This window comes from Ilumatobacter sp. (assembly GCF_041688325.1).
Classification (GTDB): Bacteria; Actinomycetota; Acidimicrobiia; order Acidimicrobiales; family Ilumatobacteraceae; genus Ilumatobacter_A.
Genome location: NZ_JBDNIJ010000337.1, coordinates 1 through 8,971, shown reverse-complemented (window position 1 = coordinate 8,971; position 8,971 = coordinate 1). Strand labels below are relative to the sequence as shown.

The 8,971-nt window shown below is 62.9% G+C and carries 6 protein-coding genes and 1 pseudogene; 2 read left to right on the top strand and 5 right to left on the bottom strand.

Annotated elements, in window-relative coordinates:
* Positions 1-153 precede the first annotated feature (153 nt).
* The gene (locus ACH2EI_RS17485; RefSeq protein WP_395154953.1) at positions 154-1,740 is read left to right on the top strand and encodes a lactate racemase domain-containing protein; all 1,587 of its coding nucleotides are present in this window, start codon (positions 154-156) and stop codon (positions 1,738-1,740) included.
* Between the two features lie 18 nt (positions 1,741-1,758).
* Positions 1,759-2,757 carry a lysophospholipid acyltransferase family protein gene (locus ACH2EI_RS17480; RefSeq protein WP_395154952.1) on the top strand — a complete coding sequence of 333 codons (999 nt, stop codon included), beginning with the start codon at positions 1,759-1,761 and terminating at the stop codon, positions 2,755-2,757.
* A 69-nt stretch (positions 2,758-2,826) separates the two neighbouring features.
* On the opposite strand, the gene ACH2EI_RS17475 is transcribed toward ACH2EI_RS17480, so the two are convergent.
* The 5 genes and pseudogenes from ACH2EI_RS17475 to ACH2EI_RS17455 all read right to left on the bottom strand — a co-directional run.
* Complete coding sequence (locus ACH2EI_RS17475; protein WP_395154951.1) at positions 2,827-4,680, bottom strand: acyl-CoA synthetase; 1,854 nt, start codon at positions 4,678-4,680, stop codon at positions 2,827-2,829.
* 194 nt (positions 4,681-4,874) lie between these two features.
* On the bottom strand, positions 4,875-6,713 hold the full coding sequence (locus ACH2EI_RS17470; RefSeq protein WP_395154950.1) for a carboxyl transferase domain-containing protein: 1,839 nt from the start codon (positions 6,711-6,713) through the stop codon (positions 4,875-4,877).
* A 71-nt stretch (positions 6,714-6,784) separates the two neighbouring features.
* Positions 6,785-8,065 carry a chloride channel protein gene (locus ACH2EI_RS17465; protein ID WP_395154949.1) on the bottom strand — a complete coding sequence of 427 codons (1,281 nt, stop codon included), beginning with the start codon at positions 8,063-8,065 and terminating at the stop codon, positions 6,785-6,787.
* 93 nt (positions 8,066-8,158) lie between these two features.
* Entirely contained in the window at positions 8,159-8,398 is a 240-nt protein-coding gene (locus tag ACH2EI_RS17460) for a hypothetical protein (protein ID WP_395154948.1), read from the bottom strand.
* Between the two features lie 276 nt (positions 8,399-8,674).
* A pseudogene (locus ACH2EI_RS17455) lies at positions 8,675-8,971 on the bottom strand (hypothetical protein); the annotation flags it as partial.

Genomic DNA, 8,971 nt, shown 5'->3' with positions numbered 1-8,971 from the left:
TGCCGTCGACACCGCCAACCACTTCGAGGCCGAGCGCTTACTCTCGGCCACCTACACGCTCGCCGATCATGTCGACGCCATCGCCCACGCGGCGACCGCCGGCCGACGCGGCGCCGTCAAAATCGCATTCGACCTGCGCACTGGAGATAGCTGATGCCACGCCCCGGATTTGTTCTTGACGTCGATCGCTCGACACCACCCATGCTCTTTTGGCGCGGCGAGAACTTCAGCCTCGAACGCCTGCCTGCCGATCGCAGCCGAGTGATCTACCCGCCCGAGCCACTCGCGGGCATCGAAGATCCTGAGGGCGCAATTCGCAACGCGCTCCTCAACCCGATGGACGCCGACCCGTTGCCGACGCTGCTCAAGCCCGGCATGAAGCTCACCATTTGCTTCGACGACGCATCATTGTCGCTCCCGAAAATGCGCCGGCCTGACACCCGCCAGCGGATCATCGAGGCCGTGCTCGAAATGGCTGCCGAGGCTGGTGTCGACGACGTCCACCTGATCGCGGCACTCGGCCTGCACCGTCGGATGCACGACTACGAACTCAAGCACGTGCTTGGCGATCGTATCTTCGATGCGTTTCACCCACGTGGCACGCTGTACCAGCACGACGCTGAGGACTACGACAACCTCACCGTGATCGGTGAGACCGAAGAGGGCGAAGTCCTCGAGATCAACAAGCGCGTCGCCGAGTCCGACCTCGTTGTCTACGCCAACGTCAACCAGGTCGCCATGGACGGCGGTTGGAAGTCGATCACCACTGGCGTCGCCTCATACCGGTGCCTGAGCTTCCACCACAATCCGAAGACGCTGCAAAACACACGCAGCCTCATGGACCGCCACCACAGCGCACTACACAAGAGCCTGTGGCGGATGGGTGAGGTCTTGCGCGAGAGTGGTCCGCAGATCTTCACGGTTGAGACCACGCTCAACACAAACACGTTCCCGAAGCCGTTCGACTTCCTCGCCAAACGCGAGTGGGAGTGGAACGCCAAGGACCGCGCCACGTATCTCGCCACGCAGAAGTCGCTGAGTGCGATGCCCGTGAAGGCGCGTCGCAAAATCATGCACTCAATCGAGTCGCCATACGAGATGACCTCGGTACAGGCCGGGTTCACCCCGACCGTGCACGAAGAAACGCTGCAGCACGTGTACGCCCAGCACCTCGTCGAAGTCGAGGGTCAAACCGACATTTTGACCATGGGCATCCCCTACATCTGCCCCTACAACCCCGAGGGCGTCATGAATCCGATCCTCGTGATGTGTATGGGCCTCGGCTACCTGTTCAACATGTACCGGGGCAAGCCGCTCGTGCGTGAGGGCGGCGTCATCATCATGACGCACCCGACGTACCGCGACTTCAACCCCGTCCATCACCCGAGCTACATCGACTTCTTCGAAGAAGTGCTCACCGACACGACCGACCCAGCCGTGATGAGCGAAAAGTGGGAGAAGAAGTACGCCGAAGACGAGTGGTACCGCCACTTGTACCGCACCGGCAACGCCTACCACGGCGTCCACCCGTTCTACGCCTGGTACTGGGGCGCACACGGCCAGCAACACGCCGGCAAGGTCATCATCGTCGGCGGTGATGCCCCGACCGTTCGTCGTCTCGGCTTCACGCCGGCATCGACAATGAACGATGCCTTCGAGATCGCCAGCGACGTCGTTGGCCGTGCCCCGACGGTGACCCACCTCCACGTTCCGTCTGTCCTCGTCGCTGACGTCAAGTAAGGCGCGACGGTCTCTGAGATGGCGAATCCCTATATGAAGCGGGCGCAGAAGCTCGCCGGCAAGGCGGAAAGCGCCGTACGCCAAGCGACGACGCCCTTGCGGAACTTCGGGTTCCCGTTCCGAGCTCCCACGGTGCCGCGCGGGGTGGAAGTACCTCCCGAGGCGTCCGGCCTGGGTGCGCACTACAACACCGACTGGGCACGTCGTCCTCTTGCCTCCAGCATTCGCGGCGTGATCACCGAGGGGCCGATGCGCCTCGCTGCTCGCATCCTGACCAACCCTGAGGTCACCGGAGTCGACCGGCTCGCGTCCCTGCAGCGGCTGGAAACTCCGCCACCCGTGATCTTCGCTCCGACGCACCACAGCCACTTGGACACCGGCCTGATGATCCGGTCGATTCCGCTCGTGTGGCGACGCGACCTCGTCGTTGCTGCCGCCGCCGACTACTTCTTCAACAAGAAGTGGAAAGCCATTATCTCGGCACTCGCGCTCAACGCTGTGCCAATCGATCGTGAAGTCACGGGGCGCAAGTCCAGCGACATGCTTGTGAAACTCATGGACAAGGGCAGCAGCCTCATCATCTACCCAGAAGGTGGGCGCTCCCCCGACGGCTGGGGCCAAGACTTCAAGGGCGGCGCTGCCTACCTGTCATCGAAGACCGGTGCACCGGTGGTGCCCGTGTTCATCGATGGCACCGGCTCGATCTTCGGCAAAGGCATGAAACGTCCAAAGCCGGGCAGCACCAAGGTCGTCTTCGGCGCACCGATGTGGCCCGAAGAGGGCGAGTCAACCCGTCGGTTTAATGCCCGCATCGAAGCCGAAGCAACAGTGCTCGGCGACGAAGCGCTCACCGACTATTGGTCGGCCCGCAGCCGCGCTGCCCGCGGTGAAAGCCCGTCGCTCACGGGCCCCGAGCACACCAGCTGGCGCCGTGACTGGGATCTTGCCGATCGTCGCAAGTTGGGCGCCGCAGGCAAACGCCGCCGAGCCAAGCGCTCCTGGCCCGACTTGGGCTAGACAACGCAGCGCCGGTTTGCCCCGCTCTTTATCGGAGCATCTTTGAAGAGAGTCGCTTTCGCGCCAGGATCAGTTCTTGACAGTTGCCTGGAACAGATACCCGTTTAATACCTCTTGGAGTTGTGAGGCGTTGTTGTCGTCGCTGTCGGCAAGAGTGACGGTGACGTTCATCCCGCGCGGCCCACCGGCTGCGACGACTACGTCTCCCGTCAGATGCCGTTCGGCGAGGATTTTTTGGACGGTGCGCTTGACGGTGTCTTCGCGCAGGGACGGCTTGAAGATCTTGCCGACGGCGGTCATCGGGATTGCGTCGATGATCCTGATCTCTTTGGGCCAGGCTGGCCGTTCACCAATTTCGGCTTCAGCGAAGGCACGCAGCTCCTCCTCAGTGACGGCGACGCCAGGGACCAGTTGCACGTAGCAGACCGGCAATTCCCCGGCATAGGAATCAGGCATCCCGACCGCGGCGGCGACAGCGACGGCCGGGTGACGTTGCAGAGCGTTCTCGATCATCAACGGGTCGATGTTGTGGGCGCTGCGGATGATCAGGTCTTTCGATCGACCGGCGATGTAGACCCTGCCGTCAGCATCGGTATACGCGAGATCTCCACTGTTCAGTTCTCCGTCGACAAATGTCCCGACGTTCTGAGTCTTGTTGCGGTAGCCGGGTGACACGGTTGGACCCCCGACCGTCAGCACTCCGACTTCCCCCACGTCGCAGGGGTCACCGAGTGATCCATCGTCGGTGAGACGACGAACGGTGACTGTCGTGTACGGGAAACGGAGGCCGACCGAGCCGGAACCTCCCTCGCCCTCAAACGGATTGCAGGAAATGATGCCCGACGCCTCGGTCATCCCGTAGATCTCGTTGAGCCTCGTCCCGGTGACGGCCTCGAACTTCTCGCGCACTGCAACGGGGAGCGACGCTGCGCCAGTCAGACCACCTCGCAGCGAGCTGATGTCGGCCCCACCGAGAGGTACATCGGAAATCGCGCCGATCGCAGTGGGCACCGCAAAGGCAAGCGTGACCCCGTAGCGCTCGCAGATCCGCCAGAAATTCGTCACCATCTCCGGGTTCCTCATCCCCGACGGCGACATCAGCACGATTTCGGACCCGGCCAGGAACATGCTGATACCCAGCAGGATGGTGCCAGCCACATGAAACATCGGCGACGTACCGGTCAGTACGTCGTCGGGCCCGAGGTTCATCAGCGCAGCACTGCCGAAGCCCGCCGTCAGCTGGCCGTTGTGGCTGTGCGCAGCAAGCTTCGGGACACCGGTCGTCCCACCGGTGTGGAAATAGGCAGCGACATCATCGCCGTGACCTCGGGAGTCGAAGACCAGGCGGTCCGCAGGTTGATCGCCAATTGCATCGAAGTAGTCGATGACGCCCTCAACAGGTGCCGTGCCGGGCGGGGCAACCCGCACCAACGTCAGCTCAGGCATCAGGCGCTGCAACTCGAGCGACTTCTCCCAGATGTCGAGCTGCGGGTGCGGCCCCAACGTCACCAGCACTTTCGCTTCAGACGCTTCCAGGAGACCTCGGATGTGGTCGGGCTGCAGAAGAAAGTTGATCGGTACGGCAGAGCCAACGGTCTCAGCCGCCCACAGGACAGCGTGCGTCTCGATGAGCGTTGGCAGCATGAACGCCACGCCGGGTCGTACACCGCCGAGACCAGACAACAAGTTGGCAGTCTGGCGGACAAGCCCCAACAGCTCCGGATAACTCACGCGGCGGGGATGCTCGTCATCGTCTCCCGTCATCACCATCGTCAGCGCGATCCGATCACTGTGCACCTCCGCCGCTCGGACCAGAACGTCGTACACGCTGTCACCAGGCAGCCGCTGCCGGAGAGGCATCTCCGATTCGAACCGTTCCACGTCCGACAACGTCCGCAACGGACTCTCGAGCCAACTCGTCACTACAGATCTCCTCGGTCATGGGGCAGTCGTCGATCGCTGTCCGCGACGAATGGCCATAGGTATAGCTCGCGGCGTTTCATGAAGTCCGACCGCAAGACATACCCACTGCGGGCGACCGACTTGTCAAACCTCGTGGACCGAGCGTCAGCCTGCATGGATGGCAATGGCTGGCTCGTCTCCCAACATGCGTCGAGTCACCAGGTATCGATGTTGGGGCGGTCTCCGCGTGCTGGTGGTGCGGCGGCGAGCAACGTCGAGAGCCAACGGCGCGAATCGGCCGGGTCGATGACATCGTCGATCTCGAAGTGCGTTGCCACACTCAGCGCCTTGCCATGCTCATACATCCGGTCGACCATCTCGGTGAACAATGCATCGCGCTCGGCATCAGATGCCACCGCAGCCAATTCCTTGCTGTAGCCGAGCCGGACAGCTCCCTCGAGGCCCATGCCGCCGAACTCACCAGTCGGCCACGACAGGCAGGCGAGCGGCGCCTTCGTGGAGCCACCCATCATTGCCTGCGCCCCGAGGCCGTACGCCTTGCGCGTGACGATCGTGATCATTGGAACCGAGACGTTGGCCCCGGTGACGAACAGGCGCGAACAGTGCCGCACCAGCGCGCTGGCCTCGACGTCTGGACCAACCATCATCCCGGGGGTGTCGCACAGGGTGATGATCGGAAGGCCGTGCGCATCGCACAGCTGCATGAATCGTGCTGCCTTGTCGGCCCCGTCGGAATCGATTGCCCCAGCCAGATGGTGGGGATTGTTCGCCACGATGCCGACGGGTCGACCTTCGAGCCGAGCGAATGCCGTGACCATACCCAACCCAAAGTCGCGTCGGAGCTCAGTGATCGAGTCGATGTCGAACAGTCCGTCGATGACGGTACGGATGTCGTAGGCGCGTAGCCGATCGAGCGGCACGACATCGCGGAGCGCCGTTTGATCGGGTGCTTCCCACTTCTGAATCGTGCCCTGGAAGTAGCCGACGCACCGCTTCGCGATCGCCGTTGCCTCCGCTTCATCAGCCGCCACAATGTCAACGACACCGTTCGCGCGCTGCACTTCGATCGGACCGATTTCGGTCGGTTCGAACACGCCGAGCCCGCCACCTTCGATCATCGCGGGGCCACCCATGCCGATGTTCGAGTCTTCGGTTGCGATGACGATGTCGCAGCAGCCAAGGATGGCAGCATTGCCGGCAAAGCAGTAGCCAGCATTGACGCCGATGAGGGGCACCGTGCCGGAAAGCTGTGCGAACCACAGGAATGCCAGGCAGTCGAGGCCGCTCACGCCGATGCCGTCGGTGTCGCCCGGCCGACCGCCGCCACCTTCGGTGAAGAAGACCAATGGAATGCGCAGTTGCTCAGCGAGTTCGAACAGCCGGTCTTTCTTGCGATGGTTCTGCGTGCCCTGCGTACCGGCTAGCACGGTGTAGTCGTACGACACAGCAATCGCCTTACGCGTCCGTTCGTCAGCGAAGAGATCTCCATTGATATCGCCGATGCCACCGACCAACCCGTCGGCGGGCGTTTTGGCGATCAGGTCGGCTACGTCGCGCCGTCGCCGCTGCGCAGCGATCACCAGTGGGCCGTACTCGATAAACGAACCCTCGTCGACGAGGTCAGCAACGTTCTCACGTGCTGTTCTCCGGTTGCGTCGGCGACGCTTCTCAACGGCGTCGGGCCGAGCTGCGTCGAGCCCACCCACATGCCGTTCGATCACTTCGGCCAGATCGGGCCGGTCGAGCCCCTGCGGCAGCGACGCTGCCGCGGAGACGTCGGGAGGCGGCAGGACATCACCCGCGGCGGCAGCAATCGGGGGGCCGAGTGTGACGAGCACGTCGCCGGGCGACACCGTCGACCCTTCAGCCGCAACCACGGCCTCGACAACACCGTCGACCGGAGCCACGACTTCGTGGTGCATCTTCATCGACTCGACGAGCGCCACCACGCCCCCGGCTCGTACTGGGTCACCTGCTCCGACGAGCAACGCCACCAATGTTCCTTGCAACTCCGTCGACACCTCAACACTCATGCAGAGTGTCTAACCGAGACCACCCACCCCGATCGAAGCAGCCGGTCCGGCGCCACTCGAGTCAGATCGAGTCAGATCGCGGGAGTGCGCTGGAACGAGGTGATTGATTTATCGCCCATGACCAGTTCGGCTGCCACTGCGGCGAACAGGGCGGGCACGATGAAGCCTGGCTGTCCTGTCGTTTCGGCAACGAACATCACGGCCGCAAGTGGAACTCGATAGCCGGCGCCGAGGAACGCTGCCACGCCGAGCAGCACATAGAGCGTCGGGTCGAGCGGGTTGACGATGTCGCCGACACCACGACCGACGATGGCGCCACCGACGACGAGCGGGATAAACACACCACCGACGCCGCCGCCCGCCAAGGTTGTTGCAGTAGCCATACATCGAATGAAGAAGATGGCGACGAGTAGCCAGACAGAGTGCGACTCAGCCAGCCAACCGAAGACCTCGTAGCCCGAGCCAAGCGTGAGGCTCTCGCCGGTGAGCCCCCGAGTGATCACGAACAGCACGGCCAAAGTGGTGCTGGTGATCATAAGGCGCGTGACGATCGGCCGCAGCGTGAATGCCTTGGCCAGCCGAATCAGGCGGGAGAACGCACGGGCGCCCAGTGCGCAGCCGATCCCAATGAGCACAGCACCAGCGAGGTCCTTATATTGGAACGCGACAGCACGGTCGGAATCGAACGAGAAGATCGGGCTCGTGCTACTGAAGGCCACGAACACGAGGTAGCCGGATGCTGATGCCACGAGGGCGGGCAGGAGCATGCGGCGCGCCATCTGATCCCGGAATGGAACTTCGAGGGCAAAGATTGCTCCGGTTGCGGGCGCCTTAAAGATCGCCGCCACACCGGCCGCAGCACCAGCAACCAGCAACGTTCGATAGTCGGCGCCACGGAAGGCAGCTGGAACCCGTCGCTGGATGAAGGCGCCTATTGCAGAGCCGCCGTACATCGATGGGCCTTCCAGCCCCATTGCGCCACCCATGCCGAGCGTCGTAAATGCCGCGGCGATACGACCAATGAACGCTCGCGGACGAAGTGGATACTCGGGGTCGTGGAATGCGCGGAGGTATTCGTCGGATGTGGCAGGCGTTGCACCCTTACCGATCGTCCTCAAGATGATCGCCGATGCCACGAGGCCGATCCCCGGCGCGATCGCTGCAAACCACAGCGGGCCGTGCACCACACGATCGAGTGCGACCTCGGCGACGAAGAACTCGAAGAACCGAACACCCAGCCCAGTGATTGCTCCAGTGATGGCTGCAAGCAACACGACTTCTCGAGAACGGCGAACGAGGTCACGGAACTCACCAGAAGCGATATCGAAAGTGGCCGGGCGAAGACTCTTCATCACTCTCTGACCCCACACAGTGTCGAAGTCTACGCCTCACCACCAACTTCTTCGGGGCGCGCCCACGGTTGGAGCGACCCTCCGATGGCACCGCTATTCCAATGAGGCGGTGTGGGCTGCTTCGGATTCGTGCAAACGACGAGCGCGTTCTGCCAGTAACGGAACCATCACGACCACGGTGTTCGGTCGCTCCCGCAGACGTGTGGTCAGCGCCAGCGTGCTCTGGTTGTGCAGCAGGTTGTCGAAGACATGCGCCTCGACATAATCCGGCATCACCACCGTGACCATCGCGTCCGGATGACGCCGTTCGATCTGGTCGATGTATCGGAACACCGGCCCGTTCAATTCGCGGTACGGGGATGGCTGGATGACGAGGGGCGCTCCGAGGTTCAGCGCGTCCCACGCGTCGCGGACCGCCGATCCTCCGCTGCTTTGGCCGGCGTGGATCGTCTGAGCCGCTCATGCTTTTCGGCGAATGTGGCGAGTGGGCGCCCGAGGAGTCGCCCCTCAAAGGTCGAGTAGTGGCGGGTCATGACAAGTGAGCGTGTGGGGATTTTCGACCCAGCGAGCAAACCACAGGCGAAACCGCGCACGAGACGGACGCTCACATCAAATCAAGAGGTGGGACCGGACTGCGCCTGACCCTGACCCTGACCCTTCGAATGGGTCAACTGGGGTGGCAGTGACTCCTCTCCGGAAGTAGACAGCGATGACCAGTGCGCTGATGGCCATCACGAATCCTTCTGCAACGAGTGACTGCGGGGCAATCGTCTCGCTCCAGTTACCTATGTCATCCATCGATCCGGGCAGGCCGACGGGCGTCAGTTGGGGGTGATGCTGGTGTTCGTGCTGGTGTTCGTGCTGGTGTTCGTGCTGGTGTTCGTGCTGGTGTTCGTGCTGGTGTTC

Bases quoted from the DNA above. Each gene is read 5' to 3' on its own strand.
- ACH2EI_RS17465 (WP_395154949.1), bottom strand. From the start codon at position 8,065: ATGAAGAGTCTTCGCCCGGCCACTTTCGATATCGCTTCTGGTGAGTTC.
- ACH2EI_RS17485 (WP_395154953.1), top strand. From the start codon at position 154: ATGCCACGCCCCGGATTTGTTCTTGACGTCGATCGCTCGACACCACCC.
- ACH2EI_RS17480 (WP_395154952.1), top strand. From the start codon at position 1,759: ATGGCGAATCCCTATATGAAGCGGGCGCAGAAGCTCGCCGGCAAGGCG.
- ACH2EI_RS17470 (WP_395154950.1), bottom strand. From the start codon at position 6,713: ATGAGTGTTGAGGTGTCGACGGAGTTGCAAGGAACATTGGTGGCGTTG.